The organism is Leifsonia sp. NPDC058230, from assembly GCF_042882245.1.
Classification (GTDB): Bacteria; Actinomycetota; Actinomycetes; order Actinomycetales; family Microbacteriaceae; genus Leifsonia.
Genome location: NZ_JBHVWM010000004.1, coordinates 117,965 through 137,616, shown reverse-complemented (window position 1 = coordinate 137,616; position 19,652 = coordinate 117,965). Strand labels below are relative to the sequence as shown.

At 67.7% G+C, this 19,652-nt stretch carries 22 protein-coding genes; 10 read left to right on the top strand and 12 right to left on the bottom strand.

Annotation, left to right across the window (positions count from 1 at the left end; genetic code table 11):
- Nucleotides 1-42: 42 nt before the first annotated feature.
- Nucleotides 43-303, bottom strand: coding sequence for a hypothetical protein (locus ACFVV0_RS13675; RefSeq protein ID WP_387063929.1), 261 nt, complete (start codon nt 301-303; stop codon nt 43-45).
- A gap of 274 nt (nt 304-577) precedes the next feature.
- On the opposite strand from ACFVV0_RS13675, the gene ACFVV0_RS13670 reads away from it, so the two are divergent.
- Nucleotides 578-979, top strand: a complete 402-nt coding sequence (locus ACFVV0_RS13670) for a hypothetical protein (protein ID WP_387063926.1) — start codon at nt 578-580, stop codon at nt 977-979.
- A gap of 48 nt (nt 980-1,027) precedes the next feature.
- Here the strand turns inward: ACFVV0_RS13670 and ACFVV0_RS13665 are convergent, their stop codons facing one another.
- The gene (locus tag ACFVV0_RS13665; RefSeq protein ID WP_387063924.1) at nt 1,028-1,693 is read right to left on the bottom strand and encodes a GAP family protein; all 666 of its coding nucleotides are present in this window, start codon (nt 1,691-1,693) and stop codon (nt 1,028-1,030) included.
- A 121-nt stretch (nt 1,694-1,814) separates the two neighbouring features.
- Nucleotides 1,815-2,795: a squalene cyclase gene (locus tag ACFVV0_RS13660; protein ID WP_387063921.1), complete on the bottom strand. Its 981-nt coding sequence runs from the start codon at nt 2,793-2,795 to the stop codon at nt 1,815-1,817.
- 140 nt (nt 2,796-2,935) lie between these two features.
- Between ACFVV0_RS13660 and ACFVV0_RS13655 the strand changes: the two genes are divergently transcribed.
- The gene (locus tag ACFVV0_RS13655; RefSeq protein WP_387063918.1) at nt 2,936-3,217 is read left to right on the top strand and encodes a hypothetical protein; all 282 of its coding nucleotides are present in this window, start codon (nt 2,936-2,938) and stop codon (nt 3,215-3,217) included.
- A 5-nt stretch (nt 3,218-3,222) separates the two neighbouring features.
- Here the strand turns inward: ACFVV0_RS13655 and ACFVV0_RS13650 are convergent, their stop codons facing one another.
- Nucleotides 3,223-3,570 (bottom strand): winged helix-turn-helix transcriptional regulator, encoded by a 348-nt coding sequence (locus ACFVV0_RS13650; RefSeq protein WP_387065178.1) that lies wholly within the window; start codon nt 3,568-3,570, stop codon nt 3,223-3,225.
- Between the two features lie 96 nt (nt 3,571-3,666).
- Between ACFVV0_RS13650 and ACFVV0_RS13645 the strand changes: the two genes are divergently transcribed.
- Complete coding sequence (locus tag ACFVV0_RS13645; RefSeq protein ID WP_387063915.1) at nt 3,667-4,335, top strand: SDR family oxidoreductase; 669 nt, start codon at nt 3,667-3,669, stop codon at nt 4,333-4,335.
- A 3-nt stretch (nt 4,336-4,338) separates the two neighbouring features.
- Here ACFVV0_RS13645 and ACFVV0_RS13640 read toward each other — a convergent pair whose 3' ends face one another.
- A complete protein-coding gene (locus ACFVV0_RS13640; protein WP_387063912.1) occupies nt 4,339-4,752 on the bottom strand; it encodes a hypothetical protein in 414 nt (137 codons plus the stop codon).
- A gap of 90 nt (nt 4,753-4,842) precedes the next feature.
- Here ACFVV0_RS13640 and ACFVV0_RS13635 point away from each other — a divergent pair, with 90 nt between their 5' ends.
- Nucleotides 4,843-5,181, top strand: a complete 339-nt coding sequence (locus ACFVV0_RS13635) for an ArsR/SmtB family transcription factor (RefSeq protein ID WP_387063909.1) — start codon at nt 4,843-4,845, stop codon at nt 5,179-5,181.
- Entirely contained in the window at nt 5,174-5,617 is a 444-nt protein-coding gene (locus tag ACFVV0_RS13630) for an SRPBCC domain-containing protein (RefSeq protein WP_387063908.1), read from the top strand. The genes ACFVV0_RS13635 and ACFVV0_RS13630 overlap by 8 nt, the downstream gene beginning before the upstream one ends.
- A gap of 5 nt (nt 5,618-5,622) precedes the next feature.
- Here ACFVV0_RS13630 and ACFVV0_RS13625 read toward each other — a convergent pair whose 3' ends face one another.
- Genes ACFVV0_RS13625 through ACFVV0_RS13615 form a run of 3 tightly spaced genes read right to left on the bottom strand, consistent with a single transcriptional unit; the run spans nt 5,623 to nt 10,929 of the window.
- Nucleotides 5,623-6,120, bottom strand: a complete 498-nt coding sequence (locus tag ACFVV0_RS13625; RefSeq protein ID WP_387063906.1) for a hypothetical protein — start codon at nt 6,118-6,120, stop codon at nt 5,623-5,625.
- A gap of 14 nt (nt 6,121-6,134) precedes the next feature.
- Nucleotides 6,135-8,030, bottom strand: a complete 1,896-nt coding sequence (locus ACFVV0_RS13620) for a YhgE/Pip domain-containing protein (RefSeq protein WP_387063904.1) — start codon at nt 8,028-8,030, stop codon at nt 6,135-6,137.
- A 1-nt stretch (nt 8,031) separates the two neighbouring features.
- The gene (locus ACFVV0_RS13615; RefSeq protein WP_387063902.1) at nt 8,032-10,929 is read right to left on the bottom strand and encodes an MMPL family transporter; all 2,898 of its coding nucleotides are present in this window, start codon (nt 10,927-10,929) and stop codon (nt 8,032-8,034) included.
- A 199-nt stretch (nt 10,930-11,128) separates the two neighbouring features.
- Here ACFVV0_RS13615 and ACFVV0_RS13610 point away from each other — a divergent pair, with 199 nt between their 5' ends.
- On the top strand, nt 11,129-11,761 hold the full coding sequence (locus ACFVV0_RS13610) for an HdeD family acid-resistance protein (protein ID WP_387063900.1): 633 nt from the start codon (nt 11,129-11,131) through the stop codon (nt 11,759-11,761).
- Between the two features lie 52 nt (nt 11,762-11,813).
- Here the strand turns inward: ACFVV0_RS13610 and ACFVV0_RS13605 are convergent, their stop codons facing one another.
- Together ACFVV0_RS13605 and ACFVV0_RS13600 are read right to left on the bottom strand one after the other, a co-directional pair.
- Nucleotides 11,814-13,814, bottom strand: coding sequence for a S9 family peptidase (locus tag ACFVV0_RS13605; RefSeq protein WP_387063897.1), 2,001 nt, complete (start codon nt 13,812-13,814; stop codon nt 11,814-11,816).
- The gene (locus tag ACFVV0_RS13600; RefSeq protein WP_387063894.1) at nt 13,811-14,581 is read right to left on the bottom strand and encodes an SDR family oxidoreductase; all 771 of its coding nucleotides are present in this window, start codon (nt 14,579-14,581) and stop codon (nt 13,811-13,813) included. The genes ACFVV0_RS13605 and ACFVV0_RS13600 overlap by 4 nt, the downstream gene beginning before the upstream one ends.
- Nucleotides 14,582-14,690: 109 nt before the next feature.
- Between ACFVV0_RS13600 and ACFVV0_RS13595 the strand changes: the two genes are divergently transcribed.
- The 4 genes from ACFVV0_RS13595 to ACFVV0_RS13580 all read left to right on the top strand — a co-directional run bounded on the left by ACFVV0_RS13595 (nt 14,691) and on the right by ACFVV0_RS13580 (nt 17,387).
- Nucleotides 14,691-15,194, top strand: coding sequence for an NfeD family protein (locus tag ACFVV0_RS13595; protein WP_387063891.1), 504 nt, complete (start codon nt 14,691-14,693; stop codon nt 15,192-15,194).
- Nucleotides 15,191-16,177 (top strand): SPFH domain-containing protein, encoded by a 987-nt coding sequence (locus ACFVV0_RS13590; protein ID WP_387063888.1) that lies wholly within the window; start codon nt 15,191-15,193, stop codon nt 16,175-16,177. The genes ACFVV0_RS13595 and ACFVV0_RS13590 overlap by 4 nt, the downstream gene beginning before the upstream one ends.
- On the top strand, nt 16,174-16,923 hold the full coding sequence (locus ACFVV0_RS13585) for a glycerophosphodiester phosphodiesterase (RefSeq protein ID WP_387063886.1): 750 nt from the start codon (nt 16,174-16,176) through the stop codon (nt 16,921-16,923). The genes ACFVV0_RS13590 and ACFVV0_RS13585 overlap by 4 nt, the downstream gene beginning before the upstream one ends.
- A gap of 95 nt (nt 16,924-17,018) precedes the next feature.
- Entirely contained in the window at nt 17,019-17,387 is a 369-nt protein-coding gene (locus tag ACFVV0_RS13580) for an RNA polymerase-binding protein RbpA (protein ID WP_387063884.1), read from the top strand.
- A 78-nt stretch (nt 17,388-17,465) separates the two neighbouring features.
- On the opposite strand, the gene ACFVV0_RS13575 is transcribed toward ACFVV0_RS13580, so the two are convergent.
- Nucleotides 17,466-18,026, bottom strand: coding sequence for an isochorismatase family protein (locus ACFVV0_RS13575; RefSeq protein ID WP_387063882.1), 561 nt, complete (start codon nt 18,024-18,026; stop codon nt 17,466-17,468).
- Between the two features lie 41 nt (nt 18,027-18,067).
- Complete coding sequence (gene lnt, locus ACFVV0_RS13570) at nt 18,068-19,606, bottom strand: apolipoprotein N-acyltransferase (protein ID WP_387063879.1); 1,539 nt, start codon at nt 19,604-19,606, stop codon at nt 18,068-18,070.
- Between the last annotated feature and the right edge of the window lie 46 nt (nt 19,607-19,652).

Genomic DNA, 19,652 nt, shown 5'->3' with positions numbered 1-19,652 from the left:
TCGTCGGGTCATCACCCCGATCGGATGACACGCGATAACGGGTCAGGCGTCGGCGTCGGCTCCAGCCGCTCTCCGCTGCGATGACGATGTGCCGTCCGATGCGATCCGGTTGACCGAGACGAGTTCGATGGTCATATCACCGATCAATTCGAGCAGACCGTTGAGACGGGCTTGGTCGTCCACCCATCCGACGAGGCAGGTCTGACCGTTCCCGGTTCTCGTGACGGTGAAGCCTTCGAAGGCGGACACGAGCGCAGGGCTGAGCGTGGCTCCGACGACGATCTCGAAGGTCCCGGGACGCACGGTTCACCTCCCCCAGCGCATTCCTGAGCTGCGCTGACCCCCATCCTTGCTTCCCCCTTCGTGTCCGTCGTCACCCCGTCCGGGTGATGCGATCGACGGCTCCGCGGGAATAGCTTTCGGTCGACAAGGCACCGAGAGGCTTGAATATGAACCAGATGGACCCAGCAGCTCCCGAGCTGCCACCGACGCAACCGATCGACATCACCCTGCTGGTCGAGCAGCTGTCCCATGAAGGAACACCGACGCCGTCCGCGGCAGATCGGACGACGAAACCATGAGCACACCCGAATGGGCCCGGTGGGGCGGCTGGATGCGGTTCGCCGCGTTCATCGTTCTCATCAACGGAATCTTCGGGCTCCTCCAAGGCATCGTCGCGATCTTCGCACCGGACGGCTACTTCGTCCTCTCGAAGGGCGGGCTCTTCATCTTCGACCTGACCGGGTGGGGCTGGTGGAACCTCGTCTTCGGACTCCTGCTCGTGCTCACCGGCGGCGCACTCTTCTCCGGTGCCACCTGGGCGCGTGTGGTCGCCGTCATCCTCGCGATCCTGAACGCCATCGGTCAGCTGCTTCTGCTTCCTGCGCAACCGTGGTGGTCGACGATCATCATCGTGCTGGACATGCTCGTGATCTTCGCCGTGACGGTTCACGGGCGCGAGGCGCGATCTGCCGGCTGAGACCGCGACGCATCCGGATCGCCGGGCCGGCCGGTCAGCTGCTCCCGCTCACAGTCGCGCCATTCCGTGCCCGATGATCACCACTCCGATGATGATCAGAATCAGCACTCCGACGACGCGGCTGTTCCCGGTGAGCCAGGACCGCGCTCTGACCAGGTCCGCCCTCGTCTTCTCGGGTGACACGAGGCTGGAAACGATCGGAAACGCCACAGTGGATGCCGCGAGCAGCGTGTACACGACGATCACGATCGCACCTTCAGCCGTCGACAGCCCGCCCGCGCGGATCGACAGGCCCGCGGCCGCGCTCAGCAGAATCGCTTTGGGCCGGACGTTGAGCAGCAGCGCGAGTCCGAACGCTTCCCACGGGCGCAGCTTTCCCACATTCGAGAGCCACTTCGGGAGATCCGCGCTCGGTTTGCCTGCGCTGCGGCGCCAGACGACGATCGCAAGAACGACGAGGGCGAGACCGATGACGATCATCACCGTTCCGATCGCGACCTGCGAACGGCGTGGCGGTGCGCTGGGGATGAGGAAAGCGAGCAGCGTGAAAGCCAGGACCACCACCGCGAGACCGATCACGAAGCCGACCATGAACGCGATCGACGAACGCCGCCCGTTCGGAGACAGCAGAATCAGGATGGTGGCCATGATCGGCACGGAGCTGAAGGCGACACCGACAGCGATGGGCAGGATCTCGCCCAGCGTCGCCCACATGCGTACTCCCTCCGCTCGCTCCCGATCGTTCCCGCACTGACACGACCATATTCCGGTCGCCGCGGCAGGTCGTCATCCCGTCGGGGTGATGCGCCGTTGGTGAACGCCATCGCCCTTCCGCTCACCCGGTCTGCGCAGCGTCCCACCAGGCGACCACGCGTGTGCCGTAGAGAGTGAGCCACTTCGACGGCTCCCCCTGCGGCACGTCCACCTCGAACCAGACCCGGCCAGGGAGCCGACGTTCCTGCAGCCAGGTTCCGTCGGGGCGGCGCGCAGTGCGGATCGCCTCAATTGCTTCAGCGATCCGCGGGTCGGGTGCCGAGCCGTCGTGCAGGGATGCAGCCCGAAAGTAGTCCGCGGCGTTGAGAATGCTGTACGACCAGCGGAACGGATACGTCAACCGTGTCGCCCACGGGCCGACGACCTCGCCCGTGGACAGCGTGTAGAGCAATCGGCGCCGCAGCAGGTACTCCTCCCCCGCCCGACGGGCTGCTCGGAGCGCAGCGGTGCCGCCGGTCGCACGTTCGTAGTACAACAGCCCCTTGAGCGTATTGAGTGTGGAATGGAACGACGACCGCGTCGAGCCCTCGATCCATTCGCAGTTCCAGCCCCCGTCGGCCAGGCGATGGTCGACGAACCACTGGGCGATCCCGGACACGTCAGCACCCAGCCAGGCACCAGTGGCGAGCGTGTACGCATTGATGCAGCAGTCCACCTCTCCGCCCCAGTACGGCGAGTCGTCGTAGTCCCAGCGGCTGTTCTCGGCGAGCAGTTCGGCCGTGCCATCGAGAGCGGCAGGATCCAATCCCCAGTCGCGAAGGGTGTTGAGGGTCCACGTCGTCGCTGTATACGGCTGACCTGCACCCTGGGCGGCTTCGGGACCGTCGAAGTCGAACCCGCCCGGGAAGAACGACCCGCCCGCCCATTGACCGTCGGGATCTTGAAGCGCGATCAGCCGCGCCCCGAATCCCTCCGTCGCCACTCGCGCCCGGGTTGTGCTCCACACCTCGCGTGGCTCGCCCGCGAGATCGCGCTCGACCTGCCAGCGCAGCGCCGGGTCGGCGTCGAGCATCCAGTCGAGCAGGGCTGGTTCGATGGCCATCGTCGGCAGGCTACATCCATGGGCGCCGATGGTGGGAGTCTGCGAAGGTGGCGGCGACCCGCGTAGCATCGCCTGCGGACGCATCCACAATCAGCAGAGCGGGCCGTCGCCCCGTCGAAGAGCCACGAAGGGTGGTCGCAATGTCTGACCCCGAACTGTCCGAGTTGCGCAAGCTGGCTGCACAGGGCGACCCCGACGCTGTCGCCGAGCTCGTCGAACTCGCCGCCGAGCGGGAGGATGTGGATGAGCTTCGGCAGCTCGCGGACGCCGGCAACACCGACGCCGTCGACGAACTCATCGAGCTCGCCGCCGCGAACGGCGACCTCGACGAACTCCGTCGCCTCGCAGCGAACGGCAGCCGCGACGCCGCAGACGTCCTCCTGGAGCTGGAGGAAGAACGGGCCACCGACGACGACGAGTGACGCCGCTAGTCGTCGTCGGCCGGTCCGAGCGCGGCGCGGGCGGCGAGAACCTCGGGGACGTGTGCTTCGGCCCATTCCCTCACAGCTCGTAGCGGCACCAGGAGCGAGCGGCCGAGGTCCGTGAGTTCGTACTCGACGTGAGGGGGGTTCTCGTCGAAGACTGTTCGCGATATCAGGCCGTCCTCCTCCAGAGATCGGAGGGTCTCCGCGAGCACCTTCGGTGTGACCCCTTGGATTCGAGTCGCCAGGGCGGTGAATCGCATCGGCCCATGTTCGAGCGCGTTGACGATGAACACTGTCCATCGTGCCCCGATGCGCCGCAGCACGATACGAGACGGACAGGTCGCGGACATGATGTTGTACGCCATCTGAGGCCTTTCCGGTTACGTTGAAGTCACCAGTTACCTTTCCATAGCGTCGGGTGTATCGGCATCCGATCGGAGAAGAATATGACTGGAAGACTCGCCAACCACACCGTGCTCATCGTCGGCGGAACCCACCGCCTGGGCGCAGCCATCGCGGCGGCCGCAAGCGCGGAAGACGCACACGTGACCGTTTCGACGCATGCGCCGCACGACGAGGACACACTGCGAATCGACCTGCGTGACGAGGCCTCCGTGGCGGCGGCCGCGCGGCACATCGGTCCCATCGATCACCTGGTCTCGACCGCGGGCAGGAGCTACAGCGCGCCGATCCGCGAGATGGAACTCTCCCGGGTGCAGGAGGCGATCGCTGCCAAGATCACCGGTCCCCTCCTGCTGGCCAAGCACTTCCAGATCCGGAAGTCGCTGACCCTCTTCTCCGGTCAGGTCGCCTGGCGTCCCGGTAACGGGAGCTACGCCACCGGGGTCACCAACGGCGCCATCGCGTTCGCAGCCCAGCACTTGGCCGCCGAGCTCGCTCCCGTACGCGTGAACGCGATCTCCCCGGGGATCGTCGACTCAGGTCTGTGGGACGCCCGCGGCGCACTGAAGGCGGCATTCCTCACCGGCGCCGCCTCTCGGACGCTCCTCGGCACGACAGGAACCGTCCACGACATCGTCGACGCGGTGCTGTGGATCATGTCGGCCCCGTTCTTCACGGGCGAGACGCTGCGCGTGGACGGCGGGCGACGGTGACGGCTAGCTCCCACTCGCGGATCGGGCACGTTCCTCGAGCGCCTGGCGCACGGGTGCGAACGCCACCCGGTCGAGAAGCAGCTCGATCTCTTCGATCCGGCCGTCGACGACGGTCAGAAGCTCAACGCATCTCACCGCTCCGCCGGAGGTGTCGGTGACGAAGTCGTAAACCACGCACGCCCGTGGTCCCCGGGTGTAGATCTCGCTGATGTCGTTCCGCACCAGAACGGGAAGCAACCGACGGAGGGCCTCGATCCACTCCCCCTTGTCGGAGGTGCCCGCGGCGAAGGTCGCGACGAGCGTGTCGGAAAGGAGCGATTCCAGCGGTGAAAGTTCCCGGGCGCCGACGGTTTCGATGTAGGCGCGAGCGGTGGCTTCCACGCTGCGGTCGGTCTCGGTATCGATTCGAGTGTTCATGACGCACACACTAATCACAAGCGACCATTTGTACAAGCGTGCATTTGTGGTACAACAGAGTAGGCAACGAGCGAAAGCGAAGGAGTGTCCATGGCAGAGAGCGCGCAGGATGCCGAGGTCGACCGCGCCCTGCGGGCGCTGGCCGATGCCAACCGCCGGTCGATCCTGTCGACGATCCGCGAGACAGCCCTCCCCGTCGGTGAGCTCGCCGCGAGTGTCGGCCTCTCGCAGCAGACCACGTCGCACCACCTCGGCGTGCTGCGCGATGCGGGCCTCGTCTCCGAGAGTCGCCAGGGCCGTCGCCATCTGTACGCCGTGAACAGCGACGGCTTCGCTGCAACCCGCGACTATCTCGAGGGCTTCTGGCCCGGCAAGCTCGCAGCGCTGCGCGACGCGGTCGAGTCCGGACGGAAGCGTGACCATGCCTGACTACGCAACGGCCATCGACATCCGGGCAACAGCTGAAGAGGTCTTCGACTATCTCGTGACGTCGGAAGGACTCACGACCTGGATGGGCGAGCACGCGGTGCTCGAGCCGATCGAGGGCGGGCTCTTCCAGGTCGACATCGCCGGTACTCCCATCCGGGGCCGGTTCCTCGAAGTCACGCGACCGGAGCGGGTCGTCGTCTCCTGGGGTGTCGCAGGCAGTACCGACCTCCCGCCGGGATCGACGACGGTGAGCTTCACCCTGACCCCGGTCGAGAACGGCACGCGCGTCGAGCTGCTGCATCGAGACCTGCCGAACACCTATGCGGACGGCCACGCCGAGGGCTGGGGCCACTTCCTCCCCCGCCTCGCGACGGCAGCCGAGGGCCTGGCTCCCGCCGATGACAGCGAGTGGGTCCCGCTCCCGCGACGTCGCTGACCCGTCTACTGCAGCGCTATCTTCTCGCCTCTGACGGCCGCGCTGTGGAGCATGAACTCCTTCGACTGCGGCTCGACGGTCGCAGGTAGCGTCACGCCGACACGGAGCCGATCATCTTCGGTGCAGCGGATCGTCGCCTCGTACGGCTCGATGCCGGCGGCCGTGAGACGAACGTCGAGGGCGACACCCGCGGCCTCCCCCACGGTGGCCGGAGTCACGCCGACGATCTCGGCCGCAGCCTCCACCCCGAGCTCGTCGAGGCGACGGATGCGCGCCGCCTGCCGTCGCATCCCCCGCCACACCCACAGACTGAACGGTATGGCCAGAACACTCAGCACGATGCCGCCGACGACCCCGAGCAGTCCACCCGCGCGCACGCTCGCGAAGAGGATCAGGAGCGGGCCACTCAACGCGAGTATCGCGCAGCCCACGGCTGTGCTGGTCGTGGTGCCACGCCCCACGTTCTTGACGTAGAGCGGACTCGTCCCGTTGATCGATCGCACGGCGCGAGTCTAGATCACGTGGTGAGCGCCCGCCTGCTGACGAGGTCGAGCGCGCGAACGCCGCGACGCGAGGCGACACCGGCGAGCAGGAGCGCCCATCCGATGACGCAGAACACCAGCGCGCCTCCGAGACCCGACCACGCCCCGCCTGCCTCGCCGGTCGCGCCCGCGCGCAGCATCGCGAGAGCAGGCGCCGTCGGGAACAGGCCGGCAAGGCTCTCGAACACGGGAGGCACGGTCGACGTCAGGCCGGCCCCGAGTGCGATGATGCCGATGAGAACGGCGATCAGCCGTCCAACGGATCCGAACGCCGCGGCCAGTCCCTGGTTGAACACCGCGAAGACTGCACCCGTGACCATCGCCAGCGCGGCGAAGCCCAGCCACTGATCGGGGCGCATCCCGAGCCCGATCTGCACGACGGATGCGACCAGCAGCCCCTGCGCGAGACCGATCAGCACACCGATCAAGGCCGATCGGAGCGCGATCGTCACCGACGACTCGGTCGTGAGCAGCGGCCGCGTCGGCACAGCCTTGCGCGCCAGCGCTGTCGCCAGCGCCCCGAACCAGAGGGCGATCGTCGCGAAGAGTGGAACGGACTGCAGGCCGGGGGCGGGAGTCTTCTGAGTCGCGAGCACCGGTTGCGACGCCACAGCGGACAGCGTCGTGATGTCCGATTCGGTGTAGGTGGGGATCTGGTCCACCGCTTGAGCAAGTCCGGCCGCGAGCTGAGCCGCCCCGGAGTCGACCTGCGCGGCGCCTCCCGCCAGGTCGGTGGCGCCGCTGCTCACCGATGCGGCTCCGCTGTCCGCCTGCGCGGCTCCCGCTGCGAGCTCGGCCGCGCCGGCAGCGGAGTCTCCGATCGCCGCCACGAGCGGGGCCATCGCAGCGGCCAGCTGCCTGTTGCCCGCGGCCACCGCATCCGCGCCGCCCGCCAGCCGAGCTGCCGCCTGGTCCGCGTTCTGCAGCCGGGCGAGCGCATTCGTCGCCGCGGTGCAGATCGGCCCGGGCGTCAGGCACACCTGGGCGACGACCTGGCTGAGGGATGCTGTCGCACCGTCGATCGCGGACGCGACTTCGTCCGTCGCGGCGGCAACACCGGCGGCGCCCTGCGCAAGTTGCGCGGTCTGGCCGGGCAGACTTTGCGAGCGGCTGTCCAGCGTTCCCAGGCCGCTCGAGAGCGCTCCGGCACCCGCATCCAGCGACTGCAGGCCTGAGGCGAGCGACGATGCGCCGCTCGCGAGCGACTGCGCCCCGCTCGACACCGCCGCTGCACCCGATGAGACGCTGGCGGCACCGGACGCCGCCTGACCGATCTGCTGGTTGATCGAATTGAACCCTGCGTAGACATTGCTCAGGTATTGACTCGTGAGTTGACGGTTCAGGGCAGCGGTCGCCGCGGTGGTGACGGCCGCGCTCAGGGCCGGGTCGGCGAACGCTGCCGCCGGGCTGGTCTCCACCGTGAACTTCGCCTGGTGCGCGTTCGCCGCTGGACCCGACAACGACGTCGCATCGGCCGAGAAGGACTTCGGGATCGTCACGACGGCTTCGTACCGGCCACTGGCGAGGCCCTCCGTCGCTTCTTTGTCGTTGGTCAGTGTCCAATCGAAGTTGGACGCGCTGGGCTCCGAGGTGCTCGGTGGCGTGTCGCCTGCGGCGGATGACGTCGGCGGGCTTCCTGCGATCAGGCCCGCGGCGAACTGACGACCGAGCGGGACGCTCGTGCCGTTGACCGTGACGGGGACGTCGTCGTTCACGATCGCCGCCGAGACCCGGTCGAGGTTCGTCGTCGGCGCCCAGAGCGCCCAGGTGAGGAGGCCCGCGATCGCCAGCGGAAGCAGAAGCAGCCCGAGGATGCCTACTGTCCCGACACGCTCCGATCCGGAACGGGCCGAGAAGGGTGAGGGTCTCATGTCAGTTCATCACCAATTCCGGGAGTAGCGCATCGGCGTTCGAGAGGCGCACCACGGTTCGCGGTGCGTCGGGCGGGAGGACGTCGTCGAGAGCCGTGTCGTCGACACAGGAGACGACGATCGTCAGTGATCGGCCCGTGCTGATCGCCTCCGCACGGGCGTCGAAGAGTGCCCTTCCGATCCGTGCTCGGAGCGGAGGGGCGCTGACCGAGTCGACATCGTCGATCACGACGATTGTCGCCTGCGACGTGAGGATGTCCTCGACGGCGGTGGCCGGATCCGAGGCTCGTGCCAGCCGGGCGATCCCGACGCGCGATCGCACCGCGGCAGCACGGACGGGCAGGAGCAACCCCGCCACTTTGAGCCTCCCGCCCGAGATCGGAAGCCGCCCTGCCAGTGCGAGCACGGCAGCCGTCTTCCCGCTCTCCGGAGGGCCGCAGACGATGAGCGCGCCGCCCTCGGGAACCATCGCGTCGAGTCGCTCGACGAGCATCCGCCTGCGGTTGGCGATGGTGACTCCTTCGGCGGCGATGGCGAGGGGTTCCGCCGAATCGGGCCAGCCTGCGGCATCGAGCTCCTTCTGCAGCCCCTCGCCTTCCACGTCGAACGACGGCAGCACCCGGTCGAGCCAGACGGGAATCCACCAGGCTCCGTTTCCGAACAGGACGAGAACGGCCGGGATCAGCGTCATCCTCACGATGAAGGCGTCCACAGCGACACCGACGGCCAGGCCCAGCGCGATCGGCTGAATGGAGGCGTCGCCTTCGGGGATGAAGGCCGCGAACACCGCGAACATGATGATCGCGGCCGCCGTGACGACGCGAGCGGAGCCGACGAACCCTCGCTCGACGGCCGCACGGGCCTCGCGGAAGTGCACGTAGTCCTCGCGCATCCGGCTGACGAGGAAGACCTCGTAGTCCATCGCCAAGCCGAAGAGCACTCCCATCAGGATGATCGGCATGAAACTGATGACGGAGCCGAGGGCAGCGATGTTCAACGGTCCGGCGAGGAAGCCGCTCTGGAAGACGAGGCTGCACACGCCGAACGCCGCCCCGACCGAGAGCAGGTATCCGAGCGCGGCCGTGATCGGCACGACGATCGAGCGGAACACCATCGCCAGCAGCACGAGCGACAGCCCGACGACGAGCAGGCCGAACGGGAGGAGGGCCTGAGCGAGTCGCGCGGAGATGTCGATGCCGGCGGCTGTGTAGCCCGTCACCGACAGGTCTGCCCCGAATTCATCGAAGAAGTGGTCGTGCATCGAGCGCAGCGTCGCGACGAGGTCTTTCGTCTGCTCCGAGTCGGGCGCGCCGTCTGGGATGACCTGCACGATCCCGGTGTCCCCGGTCTCGTTGGGGGTCGCCAGTGGCACCGCGGCCACACCGGGAACGGTGCGGATCTCCGCGGCGATGTCGTTCATCAGCCCGACCGGATCGGTGCTCTGGATGACCGACCCGGTCACGATCAACGGCCCGTTGTATCCGGGGCCGAAGTGTTCGGCCACCAGGTCGTACGTGATGCGCGCCGGGGCGTCCTCGTCGAGCGAGCCGGCGTCGGGCAGCGCGAGCCTCAGCTGTGCGGCGGGAACGGTCGCGAGGCCGAGCACGGCGACCACGGCGACGACCGTGACGATCGGCCACTTCGTGACACCGCGCACCCAGCCGAGGAAGAAGCCGCGTTGCCGGGCGGCGGCCGGTTCCGGATGTGCGGCCTCCTCCCCCGCAGCGGCGTCGGTCTCGGCGACCACCGCAGCGGCGTCGGCGGCGTCGGCGGCGTCGGCATCGGCGGCGTCCGCTTGAGGCGAGCCTCCATCGCCATCTCCGTCGGGCGCGTCGTCCTCCCCAGCGTCGCCCGGCACTGCGACCGTCCGATACCGCTTCGGTACGATCCGCATCCCCGCGAACGCGAGCAGCGCCGGTGTCAGGGTGGTCGAGATCAGCACGGCGATCGCCACCGCAAGCGCTGCCGCAACGCCCATCGTGGTGAGGAAGGGGATGCCCGCCACGCTCAGCCCGAGGAGCGCGATGATCACGGTGATCGCCGCGAACACGACGGCGGATCCGGCGGTCGCCACCGCCCGCGCGGCAGACTCTTCCGGCGGGATGCCGTGCTTCACCTGGTCCTGGTGCCTCGAGATGATGAAGAGTGCGTAATCGATCCCCACGGCGAGCCCGAGCATCAACGCCAGCAAGGGCGTCGTCGAGGTGATGGTCGTGAAACTCGTCGCGATGAAGATCAGCGAGAGGGACAGCCCGACGCCGAGGAGTGCCGTGAGCAGCGGGAGCCCGGCAGCGACGAACGAACCGAAGGTGACGAGCAGAACCACCAGCGCCACCAGGATGCCGACCAGCTCGGTGGCGCTGATGCCCGCTGCGGTCTGAGCGAACACCTGGCCCCCGACGGCGACCTGCGAACCAGCGGGAAGCGCTGCGGCGAGCCTTTTCCCTGCTGCCTGCAACGCATCAGCCGTCGACGGCTCCACCGCGCTCTGGGAGACCGACAGCTGAATGGGAACGAGCGCGGCCGATGCATCCGGGCTGATGTTGCTCGATGTCGTCGATTCATACGGCGACGTGACAGACGACACCTGAGGAACCTTCGCGATCTCGGCGACCGATGCTTCGACGGCAGACTGGAACGATGGCTCGCGCACATTGCCGCCCGGCGGAGCGACGGCGATCAGCTGTGCAGAGGTGCCGCTGACCTGCGGGAACGTCCTCGCCAGGGAGTCGAGCGCCTCCTGGGACTCGGTGCCGGGAATCGTGAAGGTGTTGTCCGTGCCCTTGCTCGCGAGACCCGCCCCGGCGACGAGCGCCACCAGTGCGACGAGCCAGATCGCGAGCATCCGCCAGCGCGCGCGGAACGCCCACCGGCCGAGCGAGTAGAGAACGGATGACACCGCGCACCTCTTCAATGCCGGCTGCGGGCCTGCATCGTTCCTCGCAGGAGCCGACTCCCCAATTTAGAGCTATCCTCACGTTCGCGGCAAGAACTGGACGGAGCGAAACGCAGGCGGAAACGGTTCGCCACGGCTGATCTCGCCGCTAATGTCGGCGATACAGCCGCATGTGCAGCGGCCCTAAGGAAAGGTCGTTTCCATGACGTCTTCTGATCCGATCGACGCCGTCCTCAACGATTTCTCGCTCGACGCGAAGAACCTCACGAGGTCCGCCATCAATGGCGTCCGCGCCGCTCTGGGCATCAGTGGAGCGGTCGCCGTGATCCTCGGCATCGTCCTGATCGTCTGGCCCGTCAAGACGCTCGCCGTGCTCGCCATCTTCCTCGGCATCTACTTCGTGGTCGCGGGCGTGATGCGGCTCGCGCTCGGCATCTTCAGCAAGGGGATCAGCGGCGGGATGCGCACGCTCAACATCGTCCTCGGCGTGCTGCTGGTGATCGCCGGCATCGTCGCGCTGAAGAATGTGACGGCTGCGGCCACGACTCTGATCATCTTCGCGATCGCCTTCATCGGTATCGGCTGGATCATCGAAGGCGTGATGTCGATCGCCGAATCGAGCCGTGCCTCATCGTCCGGCTGGGCGATCGCCTCCGGGATCATCAGCATTCTGGCCGGCATCGTCGTGCTGTTCCTGCCGGCGTCCTCGGCGGTCTTCCTGGTCTTCTTCGCCGCGGCGGCCCTGATCGTGCTCGGCGCGATCGGCATCTGGCGCGCGTTCACGTTCGGCCGCGACGTGCTGAAAGCGACGAGCGGCGCGCCCGTCACGGCCTGACCCACTCCGAGAGAGGAGAACGGCCCCCGCGGGTGCGGGGGCCGTTCGTCGTTCAGGCCGAGTTCCTGGCGCTGGGCAGGTGGTGCGCCCACCAGTCCAGGATGACGTCGAAGCGCTCCTGGCGGTGGCGCGGACGGCCGGCGCGGCTCAACTCGTGATCCTCCCCGGGGAACACGACGAGCTCGGTCTCCACCCCCTGGCGCTTCAGGGACGCGTAGTACCGCTCGGCCTGGCCGAGCGGGCAGCGCAGATCGTTGGACGAGTGCAGCACGAGCGTCGGCGTCGCCACCTGTGCGACGACGGCCTGCGGACTCTGCGACCGGATCAGTTCGGGATCGGTACCGGTGTACTCGTCGCCGAAGAAGCTGCCGATGTCGCTCGTGCCCACGAAGGCCTCGGGATCGAGGAATCCACGCTCGACGATCGCCGCCGCGAACCGGTGGTCGTGTGCGATGGTCCAGGCGGTCAGGTAGCCCCCGTACGACCCGCCCATGATCCCGACGCGCTCAGCGTCGAACGAGGGGTTCTCCGCGATCGCACCGTCGAGGAAGTCGAGCACGTCGTTCAGGTCGACGGTCCCCATCGCTTGACGGATGACGCGGCCGTGCTCCTGACCGTACCCGGCCGAGCCGCGCGGGTTGCACATGACGACCGCGTAGCCCGCCTGGGCGTAGACCTGCGCTTCGTCGAACACGCTCACCGTGTAGGCGGCGAACGGGCCCCCATGGATGTTGAGGAGCACCGGATGCGGGCCATCGCCATCCGGGGAGAAGACCCAGCCGTGCACCGGGTAGCCGTCGCGCCCCGTCACGGTGAGCTCTCGTGGAGCGATCACTCCCGCTACACGTAGCGACTGCGAGAAGTCCGTAAGTCGGCGCAGGTCGCCCCGTTCGATCAGGGCGACGTCGCCGTGCGTGGTGGCATCGGCGAACGCGGCGACGAGCGTGGCACCGGCCGCGGCGACGCCGCCGATCACGACCTCCGAACCCGTCAACCGCTCCGACTCCCCCGCGGCCGTCACCCGCGTGAGCACGAGAGCGCCGCGGCTCCGGTCCTGCACGAGCACGGAATCGTCTTCGAACGCGACGATCGCGGATTCGGTCAGGTCGACGGTCTCGGGATCGGTGAGCAGGCGCGGCTCGGCGCTCTCCGCATCCACCGCATACAGTGCGGCGTTGCGGGCGACGAAGTCACGGCCGGAGTCCCCGACATCCTGAGCCGTGAAGTAGAGCACGCCGTTCAGACCGTAGCCGAGCTCGATCATCGACCAGCTCCCGTGCTCTGCCGTGACGTCGCGCGGTTCGGCGTTCGGATCGCGCGGATCGATCAGGAACACGCTCGACCGCAGATCGTCGTCCCGGCTCTCGTGCCGCGCCGAGATGAAGGCGAGCGCCGAGCCGTCGGGAGCGAACGCGATGCTGTGGTCGTCCCACTCCCCCGTCGTGAGCTGACGCGGTTCCGCCACCAGGGCAACACTGGGCAGCGCACCATCGGGATTCGGCGCCGGCTGCACGACCGGCTCGCCCCAGACATCCGGAACCTGAGCAAGGTAGATGTGCGAGCGCCGATCGGTGATGTAGCCGAGGCCGTTGGCCTGATATTTCAGCGTACGGATGCGCCGGGCGGGCTCCGCGTTCGGCTCCAGCCCCTCGACAGTGCCGTAGCGTCCCTGCTCGGGCTCCCGGCTCACGAAGGCGAGCGCACGGCCGTCCGGCGCCCAGGCGAACTCGGAGACGCCGAGCTTGCGGTCGGTGACGGGCACGGGTTCGCCGCCCCCTGCATCCACCACGAAGAGCTGCGGCGGCGACTTGGGGACCGCACGCAGAAAGGCGATCAATCGTCCGTCCGGCGAGAACTGGGGGGCCGTGTCGCGGAAGCCCCGGGTGAGCCGCTTCGGCGCCGCGTGACCGGTGAGCGGAACGGTCCAGAGCTGGCCGACCGTGGCATCCGCAGCCAGGTCGGGGTGCGTCACCGAGACCACCGCACGCCCGCCGCCCGGATGGACGGTCGGAGCGGAGACGCTGGTCAGCAGGTCGAGATCGGCGGCCTTCACTCGGCGACCGGAACGAAGCTCGTGACGTCCCCGACGAGGCGGGTGTGGTCGGCGGGGATGGGGTCGACGGCGGCCTGTGCGATCTCGGCTGCGAACTCGCTCACGTTGTACAGCTTGCCTGCAGCCTCCTTTCGGGCGTCGATCGCGCCCGGGTTGAGGCGGTTCAGCAGGGTCGCGGTGATGGTGCCCTCGATCATGTCGCCGGACACGACCACGAAGTCGATGCCCTTCTCGGTGAGCGACGGGATGAGCGCACGCAGGGCATCCTCGCCCGCTCGCTTGCTGAGCGCGACCGCTTCGTACTCGGGCATCGTCTCGGTGGTCGTGATGAAATGCGCCTGGTGGCTGGTCACGAAGACGACACGGGAGCCCGGACCGAGCAGCGGCAGCGCAGCGTTCAGCGTGTTCACCTGGGCGTCGCGGTTGAGCTGCATCGCGTAATCCTCGGCCATTCCGGACTCCATACCGCCGGAAGCGTTGAGAACCAGGATGTCGAGGCCGCCCCACTCCTTCGCGACCGTGTCGAACAGAGCAGCGACCGAGTCGCGGTCGGTGAGGTCGGCGCCGACCGTCAGAGCGCTACCACCGGCCTCCCGGATCGCGTCGGCGAGCTTGACCGCGCGCGCCTCCTTGTTGCGGAAATTGATGACGACGCTTGCGCCGGCGGCGGCGAGGTACTGAGCGGTGTCAGCGCCGATTCCGCGCGACGACCCCGTGATGAGGGCACGCTTTCCGTCGAGGGAACGTGGGGCGAGAGGGTTGGACACGAAGACTCCTAGCACGATGGGTTTCTCGTCCCTGAGACTACCAAGTGGGTTCCGCTCGCCCTGGCCGCAAACTGATACCTTCGATACAACCGGTGAAGGGAGGTCTCGGATGGACATCATGTCCTTCGCCTGGATCGTCTGGCTCGTCCTGATCCTGGTGTTCATCATCATCGAGATGCTGAGCCTCGATTTCGTGTTCCTCATGCTGGCGATCGGCAGTGTCGGCGGGCTCGTCTCCGGGCTTTTCGGCGCACCCTGGTGGCTCCAGCTCATCATCGCCGCGGTGTTGTCGGTGGCACTGATCTTCTTCCTCCGGCCGCCGCTCCTGCACCGCTTGAAGCGCGGTGGCGACCCGGCCAAGAGCAACGTGGACGCGCTGATCGGCATGTCCGGCACGGTCGTCTCCACGGTCAACAGAACCTCCGGGTTGGTCAAGCTCGCCGTCGGCGAGACCTGGACCTCCCGGCTCGCGCCCGGACTCGGCTCGGCCCCGGCCGAGCTGGTGCCGGGTGAGCATGTCGTCGTTGTCGCGATCGAAGGGGCAACCGCCGTCGTCACGCCGGCTCCCGTCGCTCTCGGTGCCGACGACTTCACTGAAAGGAGTGCTTCGTGAGCGATGCCAGCCAGTTGGTCTTGCAGATCGTGATCTTCGTCATCGTCGCGATCATCGCGATCTTCGTGCTCGTCACCCTGTTCCGGGCCATCCGGATCGTGCCGCAAGCCACCGCGGGTGTCGTCGAACGCCTCGGCAAGTACCACAAGACGCTGCTCCCCGGGCTCAACATCGTCGTGCCGTTCATCGACCGTGTGCGGCCGCTGCTCGACATGCGCGAGCAGGTGGTCTCGTTCCCGCCGCAACCCGTGATCACCGAGGACAACCTCGTCGTCTCCATCGACACCGTCGTCTACTTCCAGGTGACGGATGCGCGAGCGGCGACCTACGAGATCGCCAACTATCTCGGAGCGGTCGAGCAGCTCACCACCACCACCCTCCGCAACGTCGTCGGCGGCCTCAACCTCGAAGAGGCGCTGACCAGTCGTGACGAGATCAACGGGCAACTGCGCATCGTGCTCGACGAAGCCACCGGCAAGTGGGGCATCCGAGTGTCCCGTGTCGAGCTGAAGGCGATCGACCCGCCCCTCTCCATCCAAGACTCGATGGAGAAGCAGATGAGGGCCGAGCGTGACCGTCGCGCCGTCATCCTCACCGCCGAGGGCACCAAGCAGTCCGAGATCCTGAACGCCGAGGGGATGCGGCAGGCCGCCATCCTGAAGGCCGAAGGTGACGCCAAGGCCGCTGTGCTGCGCGCCGAAGGTGAGGCCAAGGCCATCACCACCGTGTTCGGGGCGATCCACGAGGGCAACCCGGACAACCTGCTGCTCGCATACCAGTACCTCCAGACGCTGCCGAAGCTGGCCGAGGGCCCCGCGAACAAGATGTGGATCATCCCCAGCGAGCTCACGCAGGCGTTGCAGGGTATCGGTCAGGCGTTCAGCCAGAAGGGCGCCGTCCCCGCGCCGGATGCGCCGGACGCCCCGAAAGCCGCAGCAGTTCCGAGTGCGGCGGCGGGTGGCGTCGCCACCCCGCCGGCGTGACCTTCCTCTCGGGACCGCTCCCTCGCATCATCGCTCACCGGGGCCTCGCCACCGAGGCCCCGGAGAACACGCTCCTCGCGTTCCTGCACGCCCTCAGCGCAGGAGCGACCCATCTGGAGACGGATGTGCACGCAAGCGCCGACGGCGTCGCGGTCGTCAGTCACGATCCCGACCTGTCGCGCGTCGCCGGGCGTTCGGTGCGCGTCGAGCAGCTCACCATGGCGGAGTTGAGGCGCATCGATCTCGGCCACGGCCAGACCTTCTGTTCGCTGGCGGAGGCGCTCGACGCCTTTCCCGAGGCCCGCTTCAACATCGATATCAAAGATGAGCGTTCCGCCCTCCCGGCCGCCCGTGCGATTCTCGACGCGCATGCCGTCGATCGCGTGCTGATCACCTCCTTCGACGAGAAGCGCCGTAAAGCCACGACCGACGCATTGCCCGGCGTCGCGAGCTCGGCATCCGTCACCCGCTTCCTGCCTGCCATTCTCGCCGCGAAGCTCGGAATCACCGCTCTTGCGCGCCGCTCGCTGCGCGGACTCGTCGCCGTGCAGATCCCCGAACGCCGCGGCCCCCTGCGGCTCGTCACGCGCCACACCGTGCGCGTTCTCCACGAGGCAGGCGTGGAGGTGCACGTTTGGACGGTCAACGATCCGACGCAGATGATCCGCCTTCTCGACCTCGGCGTCGACGGCCTCGTCACCGACCGCTGCGACATACTGAAAACACTGGTCACCGCAGGAAACTGACTGAGAAGGGCCTGAGAGTAACGCCCCGACGGAAAGAGAACGCCCAGCTTGTGGGTTTATAACTGTGAAGCATCGCGCGAAGAGGAGACCACAAAATGGCAGATCGTAGTTTGCGCGGAATGAGACTTGGCGCCCAGAGCTTACAGAGCGAAGAAGGCGTCGTGTATTCCCCGCGTTCCCGTTATACCTACCTGTGTCCGGAGTGCGGCCAGGAGACCGAGATGGTGTTCTCGGCCGAGGCTGAGGCACCCGAGACCTGGGAGTGCCGCCACTGCGGCCACGAGGCCACGCTGCTGGTCGGCGACCAGCCCGTCGAGGTCGATCGGTCCGACGTGAAGACCCCCCGTTCCCACTGGGACATGCTGCTCGAGCGCCGCACCCGCGCAGAGCTGGAGGAGCTCCTCGAAGAGCGCCTCACCTATCTGCGAGCCCGCCGCGGCGGAGAGCACAAGATCGGCGCCTAGCCGTTCAGTACGAACCTGTCGAGAGAACCTCCGGTCGAGAGACCGGAGGTTCTTTCGTCGACGGGGTGCGATCAGCCCTCAGGCCGACGGTCCGAAGTCGACGTCCGCCGTGCGCACCGTGCCCGCCGTGCGCCCGGGCGCGGTGTGGTTGTCCCAGTACAGGTTCGTGTGCGCGATCACCAGGTCGGGGGTCGGCGCACCCCACTCCGAAAGATCTTCGGTGGTGTGCGCATCCCCGACCAGGGTGGCGTCGTAGCCGCGCACGATGGCTCCGTGCAGGGTCGAACGGATGCACTCGTCGGTCTGCGCACCGGCGATCACGAGCCGGCCGATGGCCAGCTCGGACAGCACCGTCTCGAGCTCGGTCTCCTCGAACGAATCAGCGTAGGTCTTGTGCACGAGAGGCTCTGACGCATCCGGATTCAACTCGGGGACGATCGCCCACGCGTCGCTTCCCCTGACGATGTCGTCGCTCGAGTGCTGCACCCAGACGACGGGGACGGCCTCTGCGCGCGCCTTTCCGACCAGCGTGTCGATGTTCGCGACGACGGCGTCGCGTTCGTGCGCTCCCCCGACGATGCCGTTCTGAACATCGATGACGAGGAGTGCCGTGTTTGGGCGGTCTTGCAGCGTGGTCATACTCTCTCCCGCAGCTCGGATGGATTCAGCTGCGGCAAACGCTACACCCGGCGACCGACGCCGGGGAGCGGGCTCTTGCGGGCGCCGAACGCGATGATGAGCCCGAACAGGCCCAGCCCGGAGACCAGCAGCTCGACCCCACGACTGTCGATGCTCGCGGGCGTCGTCGTGGTGCCGAGGGGAACATCCGTCACCATGTGACCGGGCTTGAACGGCGGAATGCTCGCGATCGTCCGACCCGACGGGTCGATGATCTGGCTGCTGCCGACCGTCGAGATGTTCACGAGCGATCTCCCCGCCTCGATCGCACGCAGGCGGGCGATCGCCAGCTGCTGCTGGTTCTCATCCGTCTCCCCGAAGTCCGCGTTGTTCGTCTGTGCGAAGATCACCTGCGCTCCGCCGCGCATCATGTTCGTGAGCAGCTGGTCGTCGACGATGTCGAAGCAGATCGAGATGCCGGCTTTCACGCCGTCGACGTCGAACACATTGTCTCGGGTGCCGGGCGTGTAGTCGCGTCCGATGAGGTCGATCAGGGACGGCGCGAACTGGCGCCAGAAGCTGCGGTCGGGGACGTACTCGCCGAAGGGCACCGGATGCGCCTTGTCGTAGTAGTCGACCGCCCCCTGGCCCTCCTTCCACAGCAGCGAGGTGTTGAAGTACTCGCCGTTCCGGTACGTGATCGTGCCGACGACGAACGGAGCGCCCATCGTGCGGCTGAGAGCGTTCAGGATGGCGGCGCTGTCGGAATCGCGGGTCGGGTCGGGCTGAGCGGCGCCCTCCGGCCAGACCACCACATCCACGTTCTCGTCCTGGATCTTGAGCGTCTCGGCGATCTGGCTGTTGAGCACCGCATCCGGGGCCGCATTGTCGAAGTAGCCGGCGGGACCGTTTCCCTGGACGGCCGCCACGCGGATCGTCCCGTGTGTCGGCGCAGGCCAGGCCGGCACCACCAGCACGACAGCGACGGCGGCCACAGCGATCCCCGCCCGCCAGAAGCGGGCCAGGTCGATCGCGAAGCAGAGCTCGACGATCAGGGCGACCAGCCAGACCATGATGAAGCTGAGGCCGGAGATCCCGACCCAGGCGACGAGTGCGGCGAACGGGCTCTGCGACTGGGATTCGGCGACCCGGCCCCACGAGAATCCCCCGTACGGCCAGTTGCCCGCGACCCACTCGCGCAGGGTCCACAGGCCTGCGACGATGACCGGCATGAGACCGAGTCGGCCGAGCTGCGTCGGCCACGCGCGGGGAACCCAGCGGTACGCGAGCGCGATGAGCATCCCGCCGAGACCGTAGAAGAGCGCCTCGAGCGTGGACAGGGCTACCCAGGGCTCCGGACCGAGGTAGAGCGACGTCCAGGCGACGTGGAAGAGGTAGAAGGACTCCCCCGCGACGAAAGCCACGAGGAAGGCACTCCCCGCACGGCGCCCGCGCACGGCGAGCAGCACCATGCCGATCCCGACGAACGTCAGTGGCCACCAGTCGCGGTCGGGGAACCCGGCGTCCAGTACCGGCCCGGCCGCAGCCGCAACCAGCAGCGCGAGCCACAACGGCAAGGCTGCGCGGGGGGAAGCGGTCACGGGGACAGAGCCTAGAACACGAGGTTGGGCCCGAACCGCGAGAAGA